The sequence below is a fragment of the Rathayibacter sp. PhB1 genome (genome assembly GCF_004362935.1).
GTDB classification, from domain to species: Bacteria; Actinomycetota; Actinomycetes; order Actinomycetales; family Microbacteriaceae; genus Rathayibacter; species Rathayibacter festucae.
This window is the reverse complement of the sequence record NZ_SNYD01000001.1, coordinates 793,245-818,036: the sequence shown is the minus strand read 5'-3', so window position 1 is coordinate 818,036 and position 24,792 is coordinate 793,245. Positions and strand designations below refer to the sequence as shown.

The window sequence follows — 24,792 nt, the reverse complement described above, 5'->3', positions numbered from 1 at the left end:
CATCGATGCCCGACGAGTGTGAAGTTATCGGCGCCCCGTACCGGGGACAAGGAACGCCGCGTGCACGTTTGTGCGTTGTGACGACGGAAGTCCCGGCTCGAGATCACTCCTCGAACCGGGACTCCCGTCGATCCGCGCCAGTCGCCCCGCTAGGAGGCTGCGACCGCCGTCGGCGCCTGCACCGAGGTGCCGCCGACATCGACGCCGTTGTACTTCTTCAGGTGCTCGATGGTCGCGTCGACCTCCTGGGCGCGCTCCGCCTCGTCCCAGCCGAGGACCTCGCCGGTGTGCTGCGCGAGCTCCTCGAGCAGCTCGCGGCTCAGGCCGCCGGTGAAGGCGTGGTTGGTGCGGCGCATGACCAGGTCGATCAGGTGCACGACGCTCTCGCGCTGGGCGAGGTAGCGGATCTCACCGGTGGTGAAGTCCTTGTCGAAGTCGAGCGCCTCGTCGTGGCCGTCGGCCAGGGCCTCGATGACCTCCTCCGCCCGGGTGCCGTAGCGCTCGAGCAGCTGGCCGGTGCGGGCCGAGGACAGACCGGAGCGGTGCTGGCTGATCCACTGGGCGCGCGAGGCGTCCGTGCGCGGGAAGCCCTTGCCGCCGCCGATCGCGGTCTTCACGGTCGAGACGCGGCGGGTGACGCCGATCCGCTTGAAGACCTCGTTCGAGAGGTGCTCGGACAGGGCGCGGAACGTCGTCCACTTGCCGCCGACCAGGCTCAGCACGGGAGTCTTCCCGCCGGGGAGGGTCGAGGGCTCGATGCGGTAGTCGCGGGAGACGAAGCCGGGGGTCTCGTCGTCGTGGCGGGGCAGCGGGCGGATGCCGGAGAACTTGAAGACGATCTGCTCGCGGGTGACCGGGATCGAGGGGAACACGTGGTTCACCAGGTCGAAGAAGTAGTCGATCTCCTCCTCGGTGCAGACGGCCGGCTCGTTGGGGTCGGCCTCGATGTCGGTGGTGCCGACCATGACCCGGCCCTTGAGCGGGTAGATCAGCACGATGCGGCCGTCGCTGTGCTCGAAGAACATCTCGCGGCCCTCGCAGGCCTCGACCAGCTCGGGGTTGTCGAGGACGATGTGCGAGCCCTTGGTGCCGCCCATGAACTTCGTGGTCGTGCCGAGCGCCGTGTTGGTGAAGTCGGTCCACGGTCCGGAGACGTTGACGACGACGTCCGCCTGGAAGGCGAACTCCTCGCCGCTCTCGCGGTCGCGCAGCAGCACGCCGCCCTCGGAGGTGCCGACGGCTTCGACGTAGTTGGCCGCGCGGGCCTTCTTTCCGCCGACGAGCGCGTCGCGCAGCACATCGAGCGCCAGGCGCTCGGGCTCGTGCACGGAGGCGTCGAAGTAGGTGGCGGTGTACTTGATCTTCGGGTCGAGCTTGGGCAGCTCGTTCAGCGAGCGCTTGCGACCGTGGAACTGGTGGCGCGGGACGACGCCGCCGTCGCGGGAGAAGAAGTCGTACAGGGTGAGGCCGACCTTGATCAGCAGCGCGCCGCGCTCCTGGGGCTTGCCCGACTTGTGGGTGAGGAAGCGCAGCGGCGCGGCCAGGATGCCCGAGAACGTCGAGTAGATCGGGATCGTGGTCTGCAGCGGCTTCACGTAATGCGGAGCGATCTTGAGCAGGCCGTTGCGCTCGTGCACGCCCTCGTTGACGAGGCGGAACTCGCCGTTCTCGAGGTAGCGGATGCCGCCGTGGATCATGTGGCTCGAGGCGCTGGACGCGCCCGAGACGTAGTCGCCGCGCTCGACCAGGGCGACGTCGACGCCGTTGAGCGCGAGCTCGCGGAACGTCCCGATGCCGTTGATGCCACCGCCGATCACGAGGACGGTCGCGCGGGGGGTGTCCCGCAGTGCGGAGACGCTCTCGCGGAGAGAGGAGCTTCCGGGAGTTCCGACAGACTGTGCCACTTCGTACTCGCCTTCGTGTCGTAGGTGTTGCGTCGAATGCCTCGTGCGAGTGTGGCCGCCCCAGATGGACGGTTGATATCGCGAGGGAATACAGCCATCCTTGACCCGACAACACATCCGGTCAAGACGGGTGGAAATACGTGCAAGGAGTGGCAATGACCCCTGTCCGACCGGTCGTCGAGCTGGACGAGACGACGCACGCGACCCACCCGGACAAGACGCGCGACGCGCTCCGGGCCGCGCAGCTGTACTACATGCAGGACCTGACGATGGACGCCATCGCGCACGAGCTGCACACCTCGCGCTCCTCGGTGTCGCGGCTGCTCTCGCACGCCCGCGCGACGGGACTGGTGGACATCCAGATCCGCTCCCCCCTCGACCGGGCGAGCGCGCTGTCGGCGGAGGTGCGCGCGCACTTCGACATCACGGCGCACATCGTCCCGGTGCCCGATCACACCAGTGAGATCGACCGGCTCGAGCGCGTCGCGCTGTCGGCCGCGCGGATCCTCGGGCCGTTCATCGACTCGAACATGATCGTCGGCATCGCCTGGGGCTCGACGATGAGCGCGATGAGCCGGCACCTGATCGCCAAGGAGACGCACAACACCCAGATCGTGCAGCTCAACGGCGCGGGCAACACCGAGACCACCGGCATCAACTACTCCAGCGAGATCCTGCGGCGCTTCGGCGACGCGTACGCCGCGAAGGTGCAGCAGTTCCCGGTGCCGGCGTTCTTCGACGACCCGATGACCAAGAAGGCGGTCTGGCGCGAGCGGTCGACCAAGCGGGTGCTGGAGCTGCAGCAGCGGATGGACGTCGCGCTCTTCGGCCTCGGCTCGCCGTTCGCGGCGGTGCCCTCGAAGGTCTACATCGGCGGCTACCTGGAGCCGAGCGACTTCACCTCGCTCAGCGCGTCCGGCGTGGTCGGCGACGTCGCCACCGTGTTCTACCGGGCCGACGGCACCTGGGACGACATCCCCATGAACGAACGTGCAAGCGGCCCGGACCTCTCCACCGTGCGCCGCGCCTCCCGCCGCATCTGCGTCGTCTCGGGCGCCTCGAAGCTCCCGGGCCTGCGCGGCGCCCTCGCCGCCGGCCTCCTCACCGACCTCATCCTCGACGAGGGCACGGCCCGCGCCCTGATCTCCGGCTGACCCCCGGCTCTCTCCCCCTCCCGCGAGATGCCACTTATGAGCACGACACGCCGCAGAATCTCGTCATATGTGGCATGCCGCGGCGGGGGTCAGAGGCCGAGAGCGCGGCGGACGCGGGCGGCCGTGGCCTCGGGGTGGTCGACGAGGCCGGAGAGACGCACGCGGATGTGGCGGTAGCCGAGCGCCTGGATCGCCTCGCTGCGCGCGATGTCCCGCTCGTACTGCCGCGTGTCCGTCCGGTGCTGATCGCCGTCGTACTCGACGACGACCCACTGATTCGGATAGAGCAGATCCACCCGCGCGACGAAGACACCGTCCGCGTCGTACAGCTCGACGTTGAGCTCCGGCTCGGGCAGCCCCGCGCGGATCAGCAGCAGCCGGAGGAGCGTCTCCTTCGGCGACTCGGAGCCGACCCGGACGAATCCGACCGCCTCCCGAGCGCGCCGGCCGCCCCGCCCGCGATAGCGTGCCGCCCTCGCCGCGAGGACCTCGAGATCGACGCGGAGGCCGCGGCGACCGAGCTCCTCGTCGGGCCGCACGAGAGCATCGCCGAGCACGACCAGCTCGTCGAGCGATCGCGAGTCGGCGAGATGGCAGAAGGTCGAGGCGGGATCCGTCACCGGATGGCCCGCGTCGACGACGGTCACCGCCTCGTCCCAGAGATGGTGCGACTTCACGCCGACCCGACGGGCGGCTCGCATCGGCGGCGTGACCGACACGTGCAGCGGAGTGGTCTTCGTCGCCCGCCGATCGGGCAGCTGGAGGAGATGAGCGGCGGTGACATGCGAGAAGAACTCGCCCGGCCGCATCACGGCGGCGAACGCGGTGATCGTCTCGCCGTAGGTCACCGGCTCGATCGCGGCACGAGCACCCCGGAAGACGCCGACCGGGTACTCCGCCACCAGCCGATGGCGCGCGAGCTCGCTCGTCGACGCGTTCACGATCCGGGTCTCTGTGTCGTCCTGCATGCGAGGACCCTGCCGCACCCCGCGCTCCTCCGCGCGCGTTCTCCACAGCCCCTTCCCGCGAGATGCCACTTATGAGCACGACACGCCGAGGAATCGCCTCATAAGTGGCATCTCGCGGAAGGCGGCAGGGCTGGGGAGGAGCGTCAGGACTCGCGGGCGTGGGCGTCGAGGAAGGCGTAGACCTCGGCGTCGTCGATGCCGGGGAAGGTGCCGGAGGGCAGCGGGGCGAGGACGTGCGCGTGCAGGCGGGCGCTCGGCCAGGCGTTGCCGTCCCAGCGCTGGGCGAGCTCGGCGGGGGCGCGGCGGCAGCAGGACTCGTCGGGGCAGCGGGACTGCTCGCGGCGGTCGGTGTCGCGGCCGCGGAAGAAGCGCGCCTCGGCGAAGGGGACGCCAACGGTGATCGAGAACTCCTCCGTGGCGGTGGTGCCGGTCTGCGAGGCCGACCAGAAGGTGCCGGCCGGCGTGTCCACGTACTGGTAGTACTCCGTCGTCCGGTTGGTGCGGCTGAAGGCGGAGCGCGCCGACCAGTAGCGGCAGACGATCTGCCCCTCCACGGCGCCCGTCACGTCGGTCGGCAGCGGCAGGCCGTCGTTCTCGTAGGCCTTCTGGATCGAGCCGTCGCCGAGCACGCGGAGGAAGTGCATCCGGATGTCGAGGTGCGAGGTCAGCAGGTTGGTGAAGCGCAGCGCCGCCGCCTCGTGCGTGACGCCGAAGCCGTCCCGGAAGTCCTCGACGGAGATGTCCCGGTCGCGCTTCGCCTCCTCCAGGAACGCCACGGCCGGCTCCAGCGGCATCAGGCAGGCCGCCGCGAAGTAGTTGATCTCGAGCCGCTGCCGGAGGAAGTCGGCGTAGGTGACCGGGCGCTCGTGGCCGAGCAGCCGGTGCGCCATCGCCTGCAGGGCGAGCGCCCGCAGCCCGTGCCCGCCGGGGATCGAGGCGGGCGGCAGGTAGATCCGTCCGTTCGCGAGGTCGATCACCGAGCGCGCCGAGTGCGGCAGATCGCCGACGTGGATGATCTCGAAGCCGAGGTGCCGCGCCATCTTCGAGACCGAGCTGTGGGTCAGCGCTCCCCCGCGGTGCCCGACCGTGCGGAGCATCTCGCCGGCGACCGCCTCGATCTCGGGCAGGTACGCGTTGTGCTCGCGCAGCTGCAGCCGCTGAGCGGTATTGGCGCGCCGCGCCTCCTCCGGTGTCGCGCTGGCCTCGCTCTTGCGGCGCGCCAGCTCGCGGTAGACGCCGAGGAACGCCTCGAGGACGGGAGTGGTCAGGCTCTTGTTGACCTTGAACTCCGGCAGCCCGAGCGAGCGGTAGAGCGACCCCTTCTGCACCCGCGCCAGCTCGATCTCGAGGGCGGCGCGCTCGCTCGGCGGCTCGTCGGAGAGCAGCGCGGCGAGCTCGACGCCGAGCGCGGTGGCGAGCGCCTGCATCAGCGAGAGCCGCGGCTCCCGGCGTCCGGTCTCGATCAGGGAGAGCTGGCTGCCCGAGACGCCCACGCGCTCGGCGAGCTGCCCGAGGGTCAGCCCGCGGCGGGTCCGGAAGTGCCGGATGCGCTGCCCGAGCAGGGCGGCATCGGTCCCGGCGGTGGGGACGGCGGCGGGGTCGGTGGTGTCGGTCACGGCGAGCTCCAGCGATCGGTTGTGACGGAAGCGCAAAAACCACGGTTCTTGACGGTCAAGGCCTCGCAAATACCCCTCGATCCTCCTCCATCCTGGCTTCAGGCGCCAGAGAGCGCCCCTCGCACCGTCGGATCACGACCGCCACGAGGACCGACTCCCCACCCCGTCGACGACGACTGCACTGAAAGCGGAGCCAGCATGAGCATCTACAGCAACACCCTCCTCCTCGAGACGACCACCATGACCGCGCCGACCCCGGTCGACGCACCGGTCGTGCCGCCCGCCCCGCTGGCCCTGCGCCGCTGGGTGCGCGAGACGGCCGCGATCCTCCAGCCCGACGCGATCGAGTGGTGCGACGGCTCCCCCGCCGAGTGGTACCGCCTCACCGCCCGGATGGTCGAAGAGGGGAAGCTGATCGCCCTGAACCCGGAGTGGCGGCCCGGCTCCTTCCTCGCCCGCACCGACCCCGACGACGTCGCCCGCGTCGAGGACCGCACCTTCCTCTGCACCACCGACGAAGCCGACGCCGGCCCGACGAACAACTGGCGCGAGCCCTCCGCGATGAAGGCCGAGCTCGCGCCCTACTTCGCCGGCTCGATGCGCGGCCGGACGATGTACGTCGTCCCGTTCTCGATGGGTCCGGTCGGCGGCCCGCTCTCCCAGCTCGGCGTGCAGCTGACCGACTCCGCCTACGCCGTGCTGAACATGCGGATCATGGCCCGAGTGGGCGCTGAGCCGCTCGCCGCCTTCACCGAGGAGACCGCCTTCGTCCGCGGGGTGCACTCGGTGGGCTTCCCGCTCCGCGACGCCGACGGCGCGACCCGCGAGGACGTCGCCTGGCCGTGCAATGCGACGAAGTACATCACCCAGTTCCCCGAGACCCGTGAGATCTGGTCGTTCGGCTCCGGCTACGGCGGCAACGCGCTGCTGGCCAAGAAGTGCTTCGCCCTGCGGATCGCCTCGGCGATGGGCCGCGAGGAGGGCTGGCTCGCCGAGCACATGCTCCTGATCCGGATCGTCTCGCCCGAGGGGCGGAGCTACCACGTGGCCGCCGCCTTCCCGAGCGCCTGCGGCAAGACCAACCTCGCGATGCTGCAGCCGACCATCCCGGGCTGGCGCGTCGAGACGCTCGGCGACGACATCACCTGGATGAAGAAGGGCGAGGACGGCCGCCTCTGGGCGATGAACCCCGAGACCGGGTTCTTCGGCGTCGCGCCCGGCACCGGGCAGAGCAGCAATCCGAACGCCGTGCACACCCTCTGGGGCAACACGATCTTCACCAACGTCGCGCTCCGCGAGGACGGCGACGTCTGGTGGGAGGGCCTCACCGACGAGGTGCCCGAGCGGCTGACCGACTGGCGCGGAGAGCCGTGGACGCCCGCCTCTGGGACCCCGGCCGCGCATCCGAACGCCCGCTTCACCGCGCCGGCCCAGCAGTGCCCGACCCTCTCGCGCGAGTGGGACGCCTTCGAGGGCGTGCCGCTGGACGCGATCGTCTTCGGCGGGCGGCGTGCCAGCAACGTGCCGCTGGTGACCCAGGCGACCTCCTGGCAGCACGGCGTCTTCCTCGGTGCGACCATCGCCTCCGAGAAGACGGCCGCCGCGGAGGGGACGGTCGGCGAGCTGCGGCGCGACCCGTTCGCGATGCTGCCCTTCTGCGGCTACAACATGGCCGACTACTTCGCGCACTGGCTCGCGATCGGCGCGGACCTCGGCGAGAAGGCGCCCGCGGTCTTCCAGGTCAACTGGTTCCGCAAGGGCGCCGACGGCTCCTTCCTCTGGCCCGGCTTCGGCGACAACGCCCGGGTGCTGCAGTGGCTCGTCCGGCGGATCGAGGGGCTCGCGGAGTCGCGGCCCAGCGCGATCGGCGACCTCCCGCTGTCGATCAACACGCACGGGCTCAACCTCTCGGCCGCCGCGAAGGAGGAGCTGTTCTCGGTGCCGGTGGAGGCGTGGCTCGACGAGTGCGCCCTGACGGAGGCGTTCTTCGCCCGCTTCGGCGACCGCCTGCCGCCCGAGCTGGCCGCCGAGCTCCAGGCGCTGCGACTCCGGCTGCTCGCCGAGGAGCTGCCGGCCGCCCACGCGGCCTGACCCCGATCCCGCCGGCCCCGCGCCGGCGCCCCTGTGGCCCGCGGAGGGGAACCATCCCCTTCTTCGCATCCCCCTCCGCGGGTCCACTCCTCTCCTCCGCGCGGCAGCGACCGCGCCGCCGCCCTCATGCTGATCGAGTAGCCCCGCAGGGGCGTATCGAGATCCACCACCTCCGAGCACGTGGGTCTCGATACGCCGCTGACGCGGCTACTCGACCAGCATGAATGCCCGCCCCTTCTTGCTGATCGAGTAGCCCCGCAGGGGCGTATCGAGATCCACCACCTCCGGACGCGTGGGTCTCGATACGCCGCTGACGCGGCTACTCGACCAGCATGTGAGGACCGCTGGCGCGGCTGCTCGACCAGCATGTGGAGATCCCCCACCTACCGCACGACCAGACGGGCACCATGGACGACCGCATCACCCTCCGCTTCCTCGCCGCGCCGCAGGACGCGACCGCCGACGGCCGCAGCGCCCAGGCCGGCCGCGTGCTCGAGTGGATCGACAAGGCCGGCTACGCCTGCGCCGTCGGCTGGAGCGGCGGCTACTGCGTGACCGCGTACGTCGGCAACGTGCACTTCACCCGGCCCATCGCCGTCGGCAACCTGATCGAGGCGACCGCGCAGGTCATCCACACCGGCCGGACGAGCATGCACGTGCTGGTGCGGGTCGCCCAGGCCGACCCGCGCACCGGGCGCTACGAGGCGGCGACGCACTGCCTCCTGATCTTCGTCGCCGTCGACGAGGAGAAGCGCCCGCGACCGGTCCCGGAGTGGACCCCGCGCACGATCGAGGACCTCGCCCTGGCCGAGGGCGCCGCCGCCCGCATCGACGGCCGACGCGCGCTGCACGAGGTGATGCGCGCGCAGGAGTACACGGAGGCGGGGACCGGCCCGCGGATCGTCTTCCGATTCCTCGCCGCGCCCGGCGACGTCAACTGGGGCGGCAACGCGCACGGCGGCATCGTGATGCGCTGGATCGACGAGGCCGCGAACGCCGTCGCGCAGGGCTGGAGCGGCCGGGACGCGGTCGCCGTCTACTCCGGCGGCATCCACTTCTACCGGCCGGTGCGGATCGGGCATCTCGTCGAGGTGGAGGCGCGGCTGATCCACACCGGGCCGCGCTCGATGCACCTTGCGATCCACGTGCGCTCCGGCGACCCGCGGACGGGCGCCCTCGAGCTGACCACGCAGTGCATGAGCGTCTTCGTGGTGCGCGGCGACGACGGAGCGGCCGAGGCGGTGCCGGCGCTCGAGCCGCGGAGCGACGAGGACCGCCGCCTGGACGAGCACGCACGGGAGCTGATCCGGCTGCGGGCCGAGCTGCCGGCGCTGCCGGTCGGCATCGCGGCGACGCTCGCCTGACCGGTCCGCGCCCGCGGGTCGCTAGGGTCGGAGCGTGAAGATCCTCGTCGTGAACGGCCCGAACCTGAACCTCCTCGGCACTCGCGAGCCCGCGGTCTACGGCTCCGACACGCTCGCCGATGCGGAGGCGCTCGCCACCGGCGCGGCGGAGCGGCTCGGCCTCGAGATCGAGTTCTTCCAGAGCAACTCGGAGGGCGCGATCATCGACCGCCTGCACGAGGCGCGCGGCACGGCCGCCGGCCTGCTGCTCAACGTCGGCGCCTACACCCACACCTCGATCGCGATCCGCGACGCCGTCCTCGCCACCGAGCTGCCGCTGGTCGAGGTGCACGTGAGCAACGTGCACCGGCGCGAGGAGTTCCGGCGGCACTCCTACCTGTCGGACATCGCGGTCGCCGTGATCGTCGGCGCGGGGATCGCGGGCTACGGTTACGCGGTCGACGTCCTCGCACGGACCCTGGGGGCGACGGCTCCGGACGCGTAGCGCGGGGTGAGTCGTCGGGGCGTAGCGTCGGAAGCATGACGCCTTCCGACGCGACACCCTCCGCTCCCGACTCCGAGCTCGGCCGCTCCTTCGGCTCGGCCGTCGACGCCTACGACCGCGGGCGCCCGGGCTACCCTGACGACGCGGTGGACTGGCTCGTCGGGCACGCGCCGGCCCGGGTGGCCGGTGCCTTCGTGCCCGAGCGCGCGCGGGCGGCCGGCGCGGACGCCTCCGACCGGGTACGCGCTGTGGACCTCGGGGCCGGCACCGGGAAGTTCACCGCCTCGCTGGTGGCGCGCGGACTCGACGTGACCGCTGTGGAGCCGGACACGGCGATGCTCGAGCGGCTGACGGCGCAGCTGCCGTCGGTCCGGGCGCTGGCGGGGACCGCCGAGGCGATCCCGCTGGCCGACGCGTCCGTCGAGCTGGTCACCGCGGCGCAGTCCTGGCACTGGGTCGACCCCGAGCGCGCGAGCGCCGAGGTCGCGCGGGTGCTGGTTCCGGGCGGCGTGCTCGCGCTGGTCTGGAACATCCGCGACGAGTCGGTGCCGTGGGTGCGGCGCCTCGGCGAGGTCGCCGGCTCCTCCGCCGCCGAGCGCTTCGAGACGGTGCCGCCGCCGCTCGGCTCGGCGCTGGAGCGCGTCGCGTACGCCGAGTTCGACTGGGAGTACGAGCTCGGCCGGCCCGCGCTGCTCGATATGTTCGCCTCCCGCAGCTACGTCATCGCGATGCCCGAGGAGGAGCGCGCGGCGGTCCTCGCCGCCGTCGGCGAGGTCGTCGACGCGCTGCCCGGCGACCGTGTCGCCATGCCGTACGCGACCCGCGTCACCATCGCCCGCCGCGCCTCCTAGCGGGATGCCGCTCCTGCTGCGCCGAGCGTCGCAGCGGGTGCGGAAAATGCTGGTCGAGTAGCCGCGACAGCGGCGTATCGAGACCCACGTCTGCAGAATGGTGGATCTCGATACGCCCCTCCGGGGCTACTCGATCAACATGCAAGCGCGCCCTCACGGGCGGCTGTCGGCGGGCACATCATGCTGGTCGAGTAGCCGCGCCAGCGGCGTATCGAGACCCACCGCACTCCGAGCACGTGGATCTCGATACGCCCTCTGAGAGGGCTACTCGATCAGCATGGCCTCCCCGTACTCCCGAGGAGATCCCGCGTCAGACCTCGTTCGGGTCGCCGCCGACGCGGCCGGCGCGCTCGAGGGCCGTGATGGCGTCGCGCTCGTCGGACGTGAGCTCGAAGCCGAAGACGTCGATGTTCTCCACGATGCGGGCCTTCGTCGACGACTTCGGGAAGACGATGTGGCCGCGGTCGAGGTGCCAGCGCAGCACGACCTGCGCGGGCGTGACCCCGTGCGCCTCGGCCGCGCCGGTGATCACCGGCAGCTCGAGCAGCGGGTACTTGTTCTGCCCGAGCGGCCCCCACGCCTCCGTCGCGATGCCGTGCTGCGCGCCGAACGCGGTGACCGTCGGCTGCTGGTGGTAAGGGTGCAGCTCGATCTGGTTGACGGCCGGGACGACGTCGGTCGCGGCGAGCAGCCGCTCCAGGTGCGGCACGAGGAAGTTCGAGACGCCGATCGAGCGGGTGCGGCCGGCGGCCTGCAGCTCCTGCATCGCCTCCCAGCTCTCGACGTAGCGGTCCTGCTTCGGCTTCGGCCAGTGGATGAGGTAGAGGTCGACGGCGTCGAGGCCGAGCTTCTCGAGGCTGGCGTCGAGCGCCCCGGCCGCCGTGTCGCGGCCCTGGTCGTCGTTCCACAGCTTCGTGGTCACGTACAGCTCGTCGCGCGCGATCCCGGAGGAGGCGAGCGCCCGCCCGACGCCCTCCTCGTTGCCGTAGATCGCGGCGGTGTCGATGTGCCGATAGCCGGCCTCGAGCGCCTCGGAGACGATGCGCTCCGTCTCGGCGGGGTCGACCTGGAAGACGCCGAACCCGAGCTGCGGGATGCTCGTGCCGTCGTTGAGAGTGAGGGTGGGGATGCTGGTCATCCCTCCACCCTGCCAGCGGGCCCCGACACCGGGTACCGGGTTGCGCCCGGCGACCGGCGTCGGCGCGGGCGACTACCCTCGAAGGGCGCTCGCGAGGGCGCACCGACTTCGAGGAGGACCGCACGTGAGCATCATCGCCGCCGCAGACGGATCAGCGCTGGGCAACCCCGGCCCCGCGGGCTGGGCCTGGTACGTCGACGACGAGCGCTGGGCGGCCGGCGGCTGGTCGCACGGCACCAACAACATCGGCGAGCTCACCGCGGTCCTCGAGCTGCTCCGCGCCACCGCGCAGGAGAGCGAGCCCGTGCACATCCTCTGCGACAGCCAGTACGCCATCAAGGCCTGCACCGAGTGGCTGCCGGGCTGGAAGCGGAAGGGATGGCGGAAGGCCGACGGCAAGCCGGTGATGAACGTCGAGATCATCAAGGCGCTCGACGAGGAGCTGCAGGGCCGCGCCGTCACCTTCGAGTGGGTGAAGGGGCACGCCAACCACCGGATGAACGAGGCCGCCGACGTGCGCGCCCGCGCCGCCGCGACGGCCTACCAGCGCCGCACGGCCGTCGACGCCGGTCCGGGCTGGCCGGGAGCCGCCCCCGCCGTGACGCCCGCCGTCGACACCGAGGACGCCCCCGCGACCCTGTTCTGACCCGTGGGGGCGCACCCCGCGCTCAGGGCAGCCGCAGCATCCCGGTCGCGACGAGCTCGCGCACGCGCGGCAGCACGGAGTCCAGCACGGCGGCCTCCTCCACGTGCAGGAGCGAGGCCACCGCGGCCGTGATGGCGGCAATCGACAGCTCGCCGTCGCACGCCCCGACGACCGCGGCGAGTGCTGTGTCCGCCTCCTCCACCCGGGCGAAGCCGCCGCCCTGGCGCAGTCGGAGCACGGTCGGGTCGTCATTGCCCGGCCAGTAGTGCCGCTCCTCGGTCACGTCGCCCGCGACGACGAGCGCCAGCCGCGCGAGGTCGGCGTCGTCGACCGCGGACAGCGCGTCGAGCGCGTCGAGGCAGTGCGCGAGGTGCCCGCCCAGCCCCGCGGTCGCGAACGCGGCATCGAGCCGCTCGAGGCGCCGGATCGGTGGCCGGGGCGAGGCGGGGAGCCGGAGCGTCACGTAGCCGAAGCCGACGCCGGTCACGCCGCGCCGCTCGAAGTCCTCGAGCCAGGCGTCGACGAGCGCGTCGGACTCCGCGCCGCGGGTGGTCCCGCCGTCGCGGATCCAGGTCTCGGCGTAGATCGCCGGATCCTGCTGCTCGCGCTCCACGATCCAGACGTCGAGCGGCGAGGCGGTGCCGTCCATCCAGGCGGCCAGCCCGGCGTGCCCGGGTTCGAGCGCCTGCTCGAGCGGGCTGCGGCCGTCGGCCAGCCAGGCGCGGACCCGGTCGAACGCGTCCGCGTCGGCCCGGTACTCCCAGTTGCCGAGCAGCTGCGCGACACCGCCCGGCACCAGGTGCTCGGCGGCGCCGACGATCACGCGGCGGACGATCTCGTCGCCCTCGAGGCCGCCGTCGCGGTACTCGTAGGCGGGGACGCCCGCGGACCGCGGCGTGATCACGAACGGCGGGTTGGTGACGATCTGGTCGAACCGCTCCCCCGCGACCGGCTCGTAGAGGCTGCCGTGCCGGAACTCGATCGAGTCGATGCCGTTCAGCGCCGCGTTGAAGGCGGCGATGGCGAGCGCGCGGTGCGAGACGTCGGTCGCGACGACGCGGTCCGCGTGCCTGGAGGCGTGCAGCGCCTGGATCCCGCAGCCGGTGCCGAGATCGAGCAGGCTGCCGACCGGCCGCTGGATCATCAGCCCGGCGAGGGTGAGGCTCGCGCCGCCGACGCCGAGCACGTGGTCCTCGTCGAGCGGCCGGCCGAGCGCGAGCTCGCCGAGATCGGAGGCGATCCACCAGGAGGCGGCGCCGTGCAGGTCGACGAGGTCGTAGGGCCGCAGGTCGAGCGCGGCGGTGACCACCGCTCCGGCCTCGGAGCGCACGAGCTCCAGCTCCAGGGCGCCGTCGAGCCCGAGCGACGGGAACGCCGCCTCCGCCTGCTCCGTCGGCACCGGATCGGCGAGGAGGAACAGCCGAGCCAGCGTGGCCAGCGGCCCGCGATCGCCGCTGCGCTCCAGCGCCCGCCGGGCCGGGACCCGGTCGCCGCGGTGCAGCGCCTCGCCCGCGGCCTCGCCCCACAGCTCGCGGACGGCGTCGACGCGGTAGCGGGCACGGGAGAGGTCGTCGCCGAGAAGCGCGATGCGGGCTCGGTCGAGCTGGTCTGCAGGCTGCACCGCTCCATCCTCGTGCACACCCGGAGCCCGGACGGTGCGGCTGCGGCGCAGAACATCAGCTGAGAGCCGAGTTCGTCGCTCATCGCCGATGAAGGACCTTCTCAGCTGATGTTCTGCGCGCAATACGATCGATGCATGCCCCTCACCGGAGAATACGAACCGAGCACGTCCGCCTGGGCCCGCGAGCAGGCGGAGCTCTACGAGGCCACCGGCGGCGCGGAGGGCAACCTCCTCCGCGGCAAGCCGATCATCGTCCTGACCACGGTCGGAGCCCGCAGCGGCAAGCTGCGCAAGACCGCGCTGATGCGCGTCGAGCACGACGGCTCCTACGTCGTCGTCGCCTCGAAGGGCGGCGCCCCCGAGCACCCGGTCTGGTACCTGAACATGGTCAAGGAGCCGCACGTCGAGCTGCAGGACGGCCCGGTGAAGAAGGACTACACCGCGAGCGTCCTCGAGGGCGACGAGCGCGCCGCCTGGTGGGAGCGGGCGGTCGCGGCCTGGCCCGACTACGCCGAGTACCAGACGAAGACCGACCGGCAGATCCCGCTGGTGCTGCTCACGCCCTGGTCCTGACCCGGCCGGCCGTCACTCCGGAGCGACGACGGTCGTCGCCGGAGTGACGTCGTCCGTCCCCGGCGCGTCGTCCTCCGGCTCCACCCGCGCCGCGATGAGCGCCAGCACCCGCGGGTGCGACAGCAGCACGAAGTGCCCCACCACCGACACCGCGATGTTCTCGCGCGCGCCGGCGAGGCGGCTCCCGCCCGGGATGTACTGGTCGCGCATCCCGTAGATCGAGACGATGCGCCGGTCGGCGTCGCGCTCGGCCAGCAGCGTCCGGATCACGGGGCGGTGCGGGCCGAACTCGCGCAGCGCCCGGGCCGGCGCGATCCGGGCGAGCGGTGAGCCGTTGAACGGCGTCGAGACGGCGATCATCCGGTCGATCCGGCCCTCGTCGCGGTCGTCGACGACCATCATGTGCTTGCCGATCAGGCCGCCCTTGCTGTGCGCGACGACGACGACCCCGCGCAGGTCGTGCTCGCGCAGGTACTCCTGCCCGAGCGCGGCCGACGCGACGATCGGCCGGGTGTTGTAGCCGAGCGCGGGCAGCACATGGATCGGGTGCCCGGCCGCGTGCAGCCGGTCGGCGATCGGCCGCAGGAACTGCCAGGTCTCGTAGATCCCGGGGATCAGCAGGACGGGCGCGCCGTCGCCCGAGGCGTAGCGCGAGACGTCCCAGCCCTCGCGCAGATGCGTGAACCGCGATCCGTAGGCGTAGCGGTAGTCGCGCAGATAGGCCGCGCGCAGCGAGGCGGACGAGCGCCGCGGGCGCCCCCGCTCAGGCGCCGGCATAGGCCGCTTCGAGGGCGGCGACGTCGAGCTTCGTCATCCCGAGCATCGCCTGCAGCGCCCGCGCCGCGCCCTCCGCGTCGGAGCCGCCGAGCACGGTCGCGAGCGCGGTCGGCACGATCTGCCAGGAGAGCCCCCAGCGGTCGCGGAGCCAGCCGCAGCGGCTCTCCTCGCCGCCGTCGGCGATCAGCGCGTCCCAGAGCCGGTCGACCTCGGCCTGGTCCTCGACCGAGACCTCGATCGAGACCGCCTCCGTGAACGGGAAGCGCGGGCCGGCGTTCATCGCCCGGAAGAGCTGCCCGTCGAGCTCGAAGGTCACGACGGTGACGGTGCCCGGCGAGGGCGAGCCCTCGGGCAGCACCTCCGTGCTCAGGATCCGCGAGTTCGGCACGAGCTCGGTGTAGAACTCGGCCGCCTCCCTCGCCTGGTCGTCGAACCACAGGAACGTGCTGACTGCACCCATGCCGGCCTCCTCGTCGATCCCCAGTGTGCCCCGTCGCGGGCCGGAGCGGTCGGAGCCGCCGACGTGTCAGCGGCCCGAGCGTCAGAGCGGATTGACCCCGAACGCGGTCGCGAGCTTGTCGATCTTCTTCGCGCGGCCCAGTCGCGGCAGGTCGCTGCCGTCGCGGATGACGCGGCCGCGGGCCTCGAAGTCGTCGAGGAAGTCGCGCGCCCAGGCCACGTCGGACGGAGTCGGGCTGATGACCTCGTTGATGACCGCGAGCTGCTCGGTGTCGAGGCAGAGCTTGCCGGTGAGGCCGAGCGAGACGGTAAGCGCGGACTGCTCGCGCAGCACCGGGTGGCTGTTGGAGACGGTCGGGCCGTCGATCGGGCCGGGCAGGTCGCCGATGCGCGAGGCGACGACGAGGCGCGAGCGCGGGTACGCCATCGCCAGGTCGTCGGCGCTGGTGCCGGTGTCGCGGCGGTAGTCGCCGCTGCCGAAGGCGAGGCGGAAGGTCCCGCGGGCGCGGGCGATCGAGACCGCCTCCTCGATGCCGAGGGCCGACTCGACCAGCGCGAGCACCGGGGTCGCGCCGCCGAGGCGGTCGAAGGTCTCGGTGACGTGCTCGCCGGCCTCGGTCTTCGCGAGCATGACGCCGGCCAGGCCGGGCAGGCCCTTCAGCGCGTCGACGTCGTCCGACCAGAACGGGGTGGAGTGGTCGTTGATGCGCACCCAGGCGCGCTTCTCGCCGCTGAGCCAGGCGGCGACGTCGGCGCGGGCCTCGGGCTTGGCCTTCGGGTCGACCGCGTCCTCGATGTCGAGGACGACCTGGTCGGCACGCGAGGCGTGCGCGGCGTCGAAGGTGTCGGTGCGGGTCGCGTTGACGAGCAGCCAGGAGCGGGCGATCTCGGGGGCGACGTCGCGCCCCTTGCGCTTCAGGCCGGTCTCGCCGGAGGTGGTGGAGGTGGTGGGCAGCGTCACGTGAGCAGGTCCTTCCGGTGGCGCGGTCTTCGCACCGCGAGCCCCGCCGCTCAGCGACGGTGCCGGGGTCCAGGGTAACGGCTCGGGGCGGAGCGGACGCGTCAGCGCCGCTCCCAGAGGGTGATCGTCGCGGTCGGCACGGTCGAGCCGGGGCCGGCCTCGAAGCCCTCCGCGGCGAGCCAGTCGAAGGCCGCCGGGTCGGAGGCGGGAGCCGCGGTCCAGACGCGCTGCTCGCCCCCGAGGGCGGCCCGCAGCGCGTCGTCCCCGAGCAGGACGTCGGAGTAGGTGCCGGTCGTCGCGTACGAGCGCTCGAGGGCGACGTCGTCGAGCCCGGCGAAGGCCGAGGGGTAGGCGGCGAGGGCGATCCGCGGCCGCAGCGACACGGTCCCGCTGTCGCCGAGGAGGAACGCGTCGCCCGGGCGCGCGCCGGCCCGGATCGTCTGCGCGAGGGCGCGGAGGTCCTGGCCGGCCGGCTTGCCGGTCTCCGTCCGCATCAGGACGAGCGCCGGCAGCGCCGCGACGGCGAGGGCACCGACGAGGACGCCCGCCGTCACCGGGCGCCAGGAGGCGAGGGCCAGCCCCAGCACCATCGCCAGCGCGGGCGAGCTGAGGCTGAGGTAGCGCGGGGTGAACATCGGCTCGATCAACGCGGTGCCGAGGAGCAGGACCGCGGCCGGCAGGAGCAGCCAGACGCCCAGCACGAGGACGAGCGGCGGCTGGACGGCCCCCGCCACGGTCGCGCGCGACCGCAGCGCCCGCGACCGCACCGCCCGCGTCCGGACCGCCGCGACGGCCAGCAGCCCCACGGCGAGCGCCGCCAGCCACCACGCCGAGCCGAAGAACGACTCGACGACCACCGTGTAGGCGTTGACCGGCTGGGAGCGGAGCCAGCCGATCTGCCCGCTCTGCCCCGCCGCCGTGACGATCACCGGACTCGCGACGCCGACCGACAGCACCGCGCCGAGCACGCCGGCCCCGAACGCCCTGCCACGCCGGGGCCCGACGGCCGCCGAGAGCAGCACGAAGGCCGGCAGCACGAGCACGCAGTAGAGGAAGACGGCGTTCGCCAGCCCCGCCACCGCGACGAACGCGACCCAGCGCAGCACCCCGCCGTCCCGGGCCGCGCGGACCACCAGCACCGCCGCCCACACGACCAGCGCGGTCGCGAGCGCGGAGGAGCGCGCCTCCGTCCCGTTGAACGACGTCCGGGGCAGCAGCACGAACACGATCGCGGCGAGCAGCGCGGCCCGCGGCCGGCCCAGCGAGCGCAGGAGCACCAGCACGCCCGCCGCTCCCGCCCCCGCCGCGAGGGCGGACGGCGCGCGGACGGCCAGCTCCGACTCCCCCGCCACCGCGATCCAGCCGTGCATCAGCAGCGCGTAGACGACGTGCACGGCGTCCTTCTGCTGCGCGAAGGCGAGCAGCTCGGGCAGCGGGAGCCGCGCGAGGCGCAGGGTCGCGGCCTCGTCGTTCCAGTAGGAGGGGATCCAGGAGCCGAGGAGGGTCAGCAGGGTCGCGACGACGAGGACGGCGCCCGCCGGGATCGACTCCGGCCCGACCCCTCGGGCCCTGATCCCCCACCGCACCGTCCCACCGTAGGGGCGGCCGGCGTCGCTCAGAGCCCGGCGCGCTCCGCGAGGCCGGCCGAGAACGCGGCCTGTCCCGCGTGCTGGGTGTCGTCGTCGATCACCGAGACGAGCCGGACCGCGAGGGTCACCGGCGGGTCCCAGTCCTCGTCGACCACGCGGGCGAGGTCGGCGTCCTCGAGGGTGTCGAGGTAGGCGAGCGTCTGCTCGTGCACGGCGTCGTAGTAGTCCGCGAGCAGCTCGGCCGGCACCGCGGCGAGCGCCGCGACCTCGGAAGGCTCCATCCCGTAGCCGTTCGTCTCGGCCGGGAACGGCAGTCCGGAGCGCTCGTGGAAGCCGCCGGAGATCCAGAGCTGCTCTCGGTCGGCGAGCGGGGCGAGGTGGTCGTCCTGCACCCGGGTCAGGTGCCAGACGAGCCAGGCGGCGGAGTTGGCCTGCGCATCGGCCCGGAAGCCGAGCCGCTCGGGGGTGCTGTCCTCGAGGACGGCGTGCACGGTCCCGTGCACCCGGTCGAAGGCATCGCGGAGGAGGTCGATGGCTGCAGTCATCCCGCCAGTCTGCTCGGCGCGCCGATGTCGCGTCACCCCCTGTCGAGTGCTCGGAGGATCCCCGGAGGCGGGTGCCGGATACTCGCTCCGTGACCTCCGGAACCTCGAACCTGGCGATGAAGCCGTGGCTGACCTCCTACGCGGAGGGCGTCCCGGCCGAGATCGACCCGCCCACGCAGACCCTCGTCGATCTGCTCGAGGACTCGGTGGCCCGCTACAAGCGCGGCATCGCGCTCGAGTTCTTCGGCGCCGAGACGAGCTACGCCGAGCTCGGCGAGAAGGTCGCCCGGGCCGCGGAGGGGCTGCGCCGCCTCGGCGTGCGCGCCGGCGACCGCGTCGCCCTGGTGCTGCCGAACTGCCCCGAGCACGTCATCGCGTTCTACGCCGTGCTGCGGCTCGGCGCGATCGTCGTCGAGCACAACCCGCTCTACACCCCGCGCGAGCTGCGCCGGCAGTTCGAGGACCACGGCGCCCGCGTCGCGGTGGTCTGGAACAAGACGGCCGACGTCATCGCCGCGCTGCCCGCCGACCTCGGCGTCGAGCGCGTCGTCTCGGTCGACCTCACCGCGTCCTTCCCGCTCGGCAAGCGCCTCGCCCTGAGGCTGCCCCTGGCGAAGGCCCGGGAGGCGCGCGCCAAGCTGACCACGAGTCCGCGCACCCGCTCGCTGATCCCTTTCGACCGCCTCCTCAGCGGCCGCCGGATCGCCCGCTCGCACCCGCGCCCGGCACTCGCCGACACCGCCCTGCTCCAGTACACGAGCGGCACCACCGGCACGCCGAAGGGCGCGATCCTCTCGCACGCCAACCTCCGCGCGAACGCGCTGCAGGGCCAGGCCTGGGTGCCCGGGCTCCGCGAGGGCGACGAGACCTTCTACGCGGTCCTCCCCCTCTTCCACGCCTACGGGCTCACGCTCTGCCTCACCTTCGCGATCAGCATCGGCGCCAAGGTCGTGCTCTTCCCGACCTTCGACGTCGGACTGGTCAAGGCCGCGGCGAAGAAGTCGCCGCCCACCTTCCTGCCCGCCGTGCCGCCGGTCTACGACGCGCTGGCCCGCGCCTCCGAGCGCGGCGAGCTCGGCCTGCGCGGCATCCGCTTCGCGATCTCGGGAGCGATGAGCCTCCCCGTCGCCACCGTCGACCGCTGGGAGCGCGCGAGCCGCGGACTCCTCGTCGAGGGCTACGGGATGACCGAGAGCTCGCCCGTCGCGCTCGGCAACCCGGTCGGCCCGAGCCGCCGGCCGGGCACCGTCGGCGTGCCGTTCCCGAGCACCCGGATCCGACTGGTCGACCCGGCCGACCCCTCCGTCGACCGCGGCCCCGGCGAGTCCGGCGAGCTGCTGCTCCAGGGCCCGCAGGTGTTCCAGGGCTACTGGAAGCGCCCCGAGGACACCGCGGCGACGCTGCTCCCCGACGGCTGGCTCCGCACCGGCGACATCGCCACGGTCTCGGCGGACGGCTTCGTCACGATCGTCGACCGGGCGAAGGAGCTGATCATCACCGGCGGCTTCAACGTCTCGCCGTCCGAGGTGGAGGGCGTGCTCGAGTCGCACCCGGACGTCGTGCGCGCCGCGGTCGTCGGCCTGCCCCGCGCCGAGGGCGGCGAGAGCGTCGCCGCCGCCGTCGTGCTGCGGGCCGGGACGGTCGTCGAGGCCGAGGCGCTGCGCGACTTCTGCCGCCTGCACCTGACGGCCTACAAGGTGCCGAAGCGGGTGGTGACCGTCGACGCGCTGCCCACCTCGCTGATCGGCAAGGTGCTGCGCCGCGAGGTGCGCGAGACGCTGCTGGGCTGAGCCGGCCGGCTCCGCCCGCTTCCCGGTCACAGCTCGACGGGTCACAGCTCGACTGTTCACAGACCGACTGTTCACAGCCCGATGAAGGAGAACGACATGACGCGATTCGTGCAGTACACCGAGAACGGCGGCCCCGAGGTGCTCGAGGTCGTCGAGGCGCCCGAGCCCGAGGCCCCCGAGGGCGGCGTCGTCGTCGCCGTCCGCGCGGCCGGGGTGAACCCGATCGAGTGGAAGATGCGCTCCGGCGTCCGCCCCGGACCGCCGTTCCCCCGCCGCCTCGGCTCGGACGGAGCCGGCGTGATCACCGCCGTCGGCGCGGGCGTCTCCGGCTGGAGCGTCGGCGACGAGGTGATCCTGAGCAGCGCGGTCGGCACGTACGGCGAGTCCGTCGTCGTCGCCCCCGAGAGCCTCGACCGCAAGCCGGCGAGCCTCGGCTTCGAGGAGGCCGCGGCGCTCGGCGTGCCGATCAGCACGGCCTACCAGGCGGTCGTCTCGCTCGGCGTCGCCGAGGGCTCCGTCTTCCTCGTGCACGCGGGCGCGGGCGCCGTCGGCCAGGCTGCCGTGCAGTTCGCCATGGAGCGGGGTGCGCGCGTGATCGCGACGGCGAGCCCGGCCAACCACGACCGGCTGCGCGAGCTCGGCGCGGAACCCGTCGCCTACGGACCCGGCCTCGAGGAGCGCCTGCGCGCGGCGGCTCCCGACGGAGTGGACCGCGTGCTCGACGCGGCGGGCACCGACGAGGCGCTCGCCGCCTCCCTCGCCCTGGTGAGCGACCCGCAGCACGTCGGCACCGTCGTCGTCGGCGCGCGCGCCGCCGAGCTGGGCATCCGCGCCTGGATGGGCGGCAGCCCCGTCCCGCTGACCGACGAGGAGAAGGCCCTGCGCCGCGAGGGCATCCCCCGCGCCGCGCAGCTCGCCGCCGACGGCCGCTTCTCGATCGAGCTCGGCCCGCGCTTCAGCCTCGACGACGTCGCCGACGCCCACCGCCTCAGCGAGGACGGCCACACCCGCGGCAAGATCCTCCTCGTCCCCTGAGCCACCACGAGTGACCCGCGCACCCCATGCTGACCGAGCGACCCGCGCACCCCATGCTGACCGAGCAGCCCGCGCACCTCATGCTGACCGAGCAGCCCGCGCACCTCATGCCGATCGAGATACCCGCGCACCTCATGCCGATCGTGCAGCCCGCGCACCTCATGCTGATCGAGTAGCCCGCGCAGCGGGCGTATCGAGATCCACCCACGTCAGAAGCCGAGTCTGCCGCCCCGCCCTGCTGGTCACGGCGGGTCTCGATACGCCCCTGCGGGGCTACTCGACCAGCAAGATCCGCGAACGTCCCGCGGCATGCCCACGAACACCGCGCACCCTGCATGCTGATCGAGTAGCCCGCGCAGCGGGCGTACCGAGATCCACGCCGACGAAGGAGTCCCGCCATGACCACCGACGACACCACCCCCGTCATCCTCGGCGGCGCCCGCACCCCCTTCGCGCGCTTCCAGGGCGCCTTCGCCCCGCTCTCGGCGGTCGAGCTCGGCGCCGCCGCCGTCCGAGCGGCCCTCGCCCGCTCCGGCGCGCAGCCGTCCGACATCGACGCCGTGATCCTCGGCCAGGTCATCCAGGCCGGCGTCGGCCAGGGCCCCGCTCGGCAGACCGCGATCCGCGCCGGCCTCGGCTGGGACGTCCCCGCCACCACGATCAACAAGCTCTGCCTCTCCGGCCTCACGGCCGTCATCGACGCCGCCCGGCTGATCCGCACCGGCGAGGCCTCCGTCGTCGTCGCCGGCGGTCAGGAGTCGATGACGAACACCCCGCACCTCCTGCTCGGCGCCCGCTCCGGTCTCGGCGTCGGCGCGCGGCCCCTCGAGGACGCGCTCCTGCACGACGGCCTCCTCGATCCCTTCGACGACCGGATGATGGGCCGCGTCACCGACGACGGCAACGCCGAGCGCGGGATCCGCCGCGAGCGCCAGGACGCCTACGCCGCCCTCTCGCACCAGCGCGCGGCGGCGGCCCGCGACTCCGGAGTCCTCGCCGAGGAGATCGTGCCGATCGAGGTCCCGCAGCGCCGCCGCCCGGACCTCCTCGTGTCCGAGGACGACGGCATCCGCCCCGAGACGACCGTCGAGATCCTCGCGGGCCTCCGCCCCGCCTTCAGCCCCGAGGGCACCATCACCGCGGGCAGCTCCTCCCCGATCACCGACGGAGCGGCCGCTCTCGTCGTCGCGAGCAAGGGCTGGGCCCTCTCACGCGGCCTGCCCTGGCTCGCCGAGATCGCTGAGCACGGCCAGGTCGCCGGCCCCGACAACTCGCTGCACTCCCAGCCGTCCGCCGCGATCCTCCGTGCCCTCGCCCGTCGCGGCGGCACCGTGGCCGACCTCGACCTCATCGAGATCAACGAGGCCTTCGCCTCGGTCGTCCTGCAGTCCGCCGACGACCTCGGCGTGCCGCCCGAGTCGGTCAACCTCGACGGCGGCGCCATCGCCCTCGGCCACCCGGTCGGCGCCTCGGGCGCCCGCCTCGCCCTGCACCTGGCCCTCGCCCTCCGCCGCCGCGGCGGCGGCCTCGGCGCCGCGGCCCTCTGCGGCGGCGGCGGCCAGGGCGAGGCCCTCCTCCTCCGCGCCTGACGCCCTTGCGCGTCCCGCGAGATGCCACTTGTGCACGCCTTTCGCGGCGTGTCGCGTGCACAAGTGGCATCTCGCGGGGAGGGTCAGCCCGTCCGGCTACGCTCGCGGGATGAGCATCCTCAGCGCGGACGGCCTCGAGTTCGTGACCCAGCGGCACCTGGCCACCCTGTCGACCCCGTGGCAGCAGGGACGGCTGCACGTCGTCGCCGTCGGCTTCACCTACGAGGACGGCGTCGTCCGCGTCATCACCTCGCGCGAGAGCCAGAAGGTGCTGAACGTCCGCCGCGGCGGCACCGCGACCGTCAGCCAGGTCGACGGCATCCGCTGGCTGAGCCTCGGCGGCCCGGCCTCGATCGAGGAGGACCCCGAGGCCGTCGCGCACGCCGTCGAGCTGTACTCGCAGCGCTACCGGACGCCCCGCGAGAACCCGCTCCGCGTCGCGATCCGCATCGACGTCGACTTCGCCCTCGCCTCCTCGGGCCTCCGCGCGGAGTAGCCCCGTGCACTCCCCCGACGCGCTGCGGGCCGACGGCACCGTCTCGTCACTGCGGACCTACCGCTACGTCCGGGTGTCGCTCGTGGCCGCGGTGCTGTTCCTCGGCGTCGGAGTGACGTGGCACCTGGTCACGCTCGGCCCCCTGCGCTCCATCAGCGCCGCCTACTACACGCCCGTGCGCTCGATCTTCGTCGGCTCGCTGTTCGCCGTCGCGGTCGGCCTCGTGGTCCTCGCCGGGCGCAGCCTCCGCCGCACGCTGCTCGTGATCGCCGGCTTCACCGCTCCCGTCATCGCCCTGGTGCCCGCACCGATCCCCTCCGACGAGCTGCAGCTGCTGACGGGCACCGGCTGCCCCGCGGGCGTCGCGCGCTGCGTCGCCCCCGGCACCGCGGACGCGATCGCCGTCGGGATGCTCGCCTACCTCGTCGTCGCCGCGGCGGCCCTGGTCGCCTCGCTCGCCTTCCTCGCCGTCGACCGCGCGCTCGACCGCGGCGCCTGGCTGCGCGCCGGCGGTGCCGCCGTGCTTCTCGCCGGCCTCGCCGTGTTCTCGACCACCCCGGCCTTCGCCGACCTCGGCCACTACGCCGCCGCCGCGCTCTTCTTCCTGCTCATCGCCGCCGTGGCCGGCATCCATGCCCACGCGGTGCGCTCTCAGGGCATCCGCGGACCTGGCTCGCTCCGCGCCTACTCGCTCGCCTACTCCGCGCTCGCCGTCCTCCTGGCCGCGGTCGACGCCGCCGCGATCGTCCTCCTGCTGACCGGCCGGGCCTCGGCGCTCCTCGGCGAGCAGTGGCTGCTGATCGTCGAGGCGATCACCCTCGCCCTCTTCACCGCCTTCTGGATCCTGCAGACCGTCGAGAACTGGCGCGACCCGGACGCGGCCTCCCGCTGAGCGGTCGTCCACCCGTCCGCCGTTCTGACACGACGGCGCGAGCCGGTTGGCCGACGTCCCATGCAGCGCGCCAGTTCACGAACGCACTCACCGGCCTTCACGCTTCCGACTACGGTTTCGCGGGAGATCGAGTGCGAAGCGGTGCCACGACGGCGCTCGGACGACCACTTCTCTCCGCAGAGGTGAGGAGCCCGCCACCGAACGCGGGCGATCCGACCAGCACCGAGCGGAATCACTCGTGTTCCTCGA

Annotated in this window: 23 protein-coding genes; 13 read left to right on the top strand and 10 right to left on the bottom strand. The window is 72.9% G+C overall.

Features of this window, described 5'->3' with window-relative positions:
* Window positions 1-149: 149 nt before the first annotated feature.
* A complete protein-coding gene (locus EDF17_RS03935) occupies window positions 150-1,904 on the bottom strand; it encodes a glycerol-3-phosphate dehydrogenase/oxidase (protein WP_243732776.1) in 1,755 nt (584 codons plus the stop codon).
* Between the two features lie 155 nt (window positions 1,905-2,059).
* On the opposite strand from EDF17_RS03935, the gene EDF17_RS03930 reads away from it, so the two are divergent.
* Window positions 2,060-3,058, top strand: a complete 999-nt coding sequence (locus EDF17_RS03930; protein ID WP_123445261.1) for a sugar-binding domain-containing protein — start codon at window positions 2,060-2,062, stop codon at window positions 3,056-3,058.
* A gap of 89 nt (window positions 3,059-3,147) precedes the next feature.
* Here EDF17_RS03930 and EDF17_RS03925 read toward each other — a convergent pair whose 3' ends face one another.
* Together EDF17_RS03925 and EDF17_RS03920 are read right to left on the bottom strand one after the other, a co-directional pair.
* On the bottom strand, window positions 3,148-4,026 hold the full coding sequence (locus tag EDF17_RS03925; protein ID WP_123445260.1) for a DUF559 domain-containing protein: 879 nt from the start codon (window positions 4,024-4,026) through the stop codon (window positions 3,148-3,150).
* Between the two features lie 143 nt (window positions 4,027-4,169).
* Window positions 4,170-5,642 (bottom strand): XRE family transcriptional regulator, encoded by a 1,473-nt coding sequence (locus EDF17_RS03920; RefSeq protein WP_123445259.1) that lies wholly within the window; start codon window positions 5,640-5,642, stop codon window positions 4,170-4,172.
* 240 nt (window positions 5,643-5,882) lie between these two features.
* On the opposite strand from EDF17_RS03920, the gene EDF17_RS03915 reads away from it, so the two are divergent.
* The 4 genes from EDF17_RS03915 to EDF17_RS03900 all read left to right on the top strand — a co-directional run bounded on the left by EDF17_RS03915 (window position 5,883) and on the right by EDF17_RS03900 (window position 10,432).
* On the top strand, window positions 5,883-7,733 hold the full coding sequence (locus tag EDF17_RS03915) for a phosphoenolpyruvate carboxykinase (GTP) (RefSeq protein ID WP_123445388.1): 1,851 nt from the start codon (window positions 5,883-5,885) through the stop codon (window positions 7,731-7,733).
* Between the two features lie 407 nt (window positions 7,734-8,140).
* On the top strand, window positions 8,141-9,097 hold the full coding sequence (locus EDF17_RS03910; protein WP_123445258.1) for a hotdog domain-containing protein: 957 nt from the start codon (window positions 8,141-8,143) through the stop codon (window positions 9,095-9,097).
* 34 nt (window positions 9,098-9,131) lie between these two features.
* Window positions 9,132-9,581, top strand: a complete 450-nt coding sequence (aroQ, locus tag EDF17_RS03905; RefSeq protein ID WP_123445257.1) for a type II 3-dehydroquinate dehydratase — start codon at window positions 9,132-9,134, stop codon at window positions 9,579-9,581.
* 35 nt (window positions 9,582-9,616) lie between these two features.
* On the top strand, window positions 9,617-10,432 hold the full coding sequence (locus EDF17_RS03900; protein ID WP_123445256.1) for a class I SAM-dependent methyltransferase: 816 nt from the start codon (window positions 9,617-9,619) through the stop codon (window positions 10,430-10,432).
* 310 nt (window positions 10,433-10,742) lie between these two features.
* Here the strand turns inward: EDF17_RS03900 and EDF17_RS03895 are convergent, their stop codons facing one another.
* Entirely contained in the window at window positions 10,743-11,570 is an 828-nt protein-coding gene (locus tag EDF17_RS03895; protein WP_123445255.1) for an aldo/keto reductase, read from the bottom strand.
* 124 nt (window positions 11,571-11,694) lie between these two features.
* Between EDF17_RS03895 and EDF17_RS03890 the strand changes: the two genes are divergently transcribed.
* Window positions 11,695-12,216 (top strand): ribonuclease H, encoded by a 522-nt coding sequence (locus tag EDF17_RS03890; protein WP_123445254.1) that lies wholly within the window; start codon window positions 11,695-11,697, stop codon window positions 12,214-12,216.
* 22 nt (window positions 12,217-12,238) lie between these two features.
* On the opposite strand, the gene EDF17_RS03885 is transcribed toward EDF17_RS03890, so the two are convergent.
* Window positions 12,239-13,837 (bottom strand): methyltransferase, encoded by a 1,599-nt coding sequence (locus EDF17_RS03885; RefSeq protein ID WP_123445253.1) that lies wholly within the window; start codon window positions 13,835-13,837, stop codon window positions 12,239-12,241.
* Between the two features lie 135 nt (window positions 13,838-13,972).
* Here EDF17_RS03885 and EDF17_RS03880 point away from each other — a divergent pair, with 135 nt between their 5' ends.
* Entirely contained in the window at window positions 13,973-14,410 is a 438-nt protein-coding gene (locus tag EDF17_RS03880) for a nitroreductase family deazaflavin-dependent oxidoreductase (RefSeq protein ID WP_123445252.1), read from the top strand.
* A 12-nt stretch (window positions 14,411-14,422) separates the two neighbouring features.
* Here EDF17_RS03880 and EDF17_RS03875 read toward each other — a convergent pair whose 3' ends face one another.
* The 5 genes from EDF17_RS03875 to EDF17_RS03855 form a co-directional block, all read right to left on the bottom strand.
* Window positions 14,423-15,187, bottom strand: a complete 765-nt coding sequence (locus EDF17_RS03875; RefSeq protein ID WP_123445251.1) for an alpha/beta hydrolase — start codon at window positions 15,185-15,187, stop codon at window positions 14,423-14,425.
* Complete coding sequence (locus EDF17_RS03870) at window positions 15,174-15,647, bottom strand: VOC family protein (RefSeq protein WP_123445250.1); 474 nt, start codon at window positions 15,645-15,647, stop codon at window positions 15,174-15,176. Before EDF17_RS03870 ends, EDF17_RS03875 begins: the two co-directional genes overlap by 14 nt.
* 81 nt (window positions 15,648-15,728) lie before the next feature.
* On the bottom strand, window positions 15,729-16,601 hold the full coding sequence (locus EDF17_RS03865; RefSeq protein WP_208110572.1) for a CoA ester lyase: 873 nt from the start codon (window positions 16,599-16,601) through the stop codon (window positions 15,729-15,731).
* A 107-nt stretch (window positions 16,602-16,708) separates the two neighbouring features.
* Window positions 16,709-18,193, bottom strand: coding sequence for a glycosyltransferase family 39 protein (locus EDF17_RS03860; RefSeq protein WP_123445249.1), 1,485 nt, complete (start codon window positions 18,191-18,193; stop codon window positions 16,709-16,711).
* A gap of 29 nt (window positions 18,194-18,222) precedes the next feature.
* The gene (locus tag EDF17_RS03855) at window positions 18,223-18,741 is read right to left on the bottom strand and encodes a DUF664 domain-containing protein (RefSeq protein ID WP_123445248.1); all 519 of its coding nucleotides are present in this window, start codon (window positions 18,739-18,741) and stop codon (window positions 18,223-18,225) included.
* A gap of 89 nt (window positions 18,742-18,830) precedes the next feature.
* Here EDF17_RS03855 and EDF17_RS03850 point away from each other — a divergent pair, with 89 nt between their 5' ends.
* From EDF17_RS03850 to EDF17_RS03830, 6 genes are all read left to right on the top strand, one after another.
* Window positions 18,831-20,531, top strand: coding sequence for a long-chain-fatty-acid--CoA ligase (locus EDF17_RS03850; protein ID WP_260321488.1), 1,701 nt, complete (start codon window positions 18,831-18,833; stop codon window positions 20,529-20,531).
* 96 nt (window positions 20,532-20,627) lie between these two features.
* Window positions 20,628-21,566, top strand: a complete 939-nt coding sequence (locus EDF17_RS03845) for an NADP-dependent oxidoreductase (RefSeq protein WP_123445247.1) — start codon at window positions 20,628-20,630, stop codon at window positions 21,564-21,566.
* 26 nt (window positions 21,567-21,592) lie between these two features.
* A complete protein-coding gene (locus EDF17_RS19745) occupies window positions 21,593-21,742 on the top strand; it encodes a hypothetical protein (protein WP_166649593.1) in 150 nt (49 codons plus the stop codon).
* Between the two features lie 222 nt (window positions 21,743-21,964).
* The gene (locus tag EDF17_RS03840) at window positions 21,965-23,155 is read left to right on the top strand and encodes an acetyl-CoA C-acyltransferase (protein ID WP_123445246.1); all 1,191 of its coding nucleotides are present in this window, start codon (window positions 21,965-21,967) and stop codon (window positions 23,153-23,155) included.
* A 109-nt stretch (window positions 23,156-23,264) separates the two neighbouring features.
* Complete coding sequence (locus tag EDF17_RS03835; protein ID WP_123445245.1) at window positions 23,265-23,651, top strand: pyridoxamine 5'-phosphate oxidase family protein; 387 nt, start codon at window positions 23,265-23,267, stop codon at window positions 23,649-23,651.
* Between the two features lie 4 nt (window positions 23,652-23,655).
* Window positions 23,656-24,543 carry a hypothetical protein gene (locus tag EDF17_RS03830; protein ID WP_123445244.1) on the top strand — a complete coding sequence of 296 codons (888 nt, stop codon included), beginning with the start codon at window positions 23,656-23,658 and terminating at the stop codon, window positions 24,541-24,543.
* Window positions 24,544-24,792: the final 249 nt, after the last annotated feature.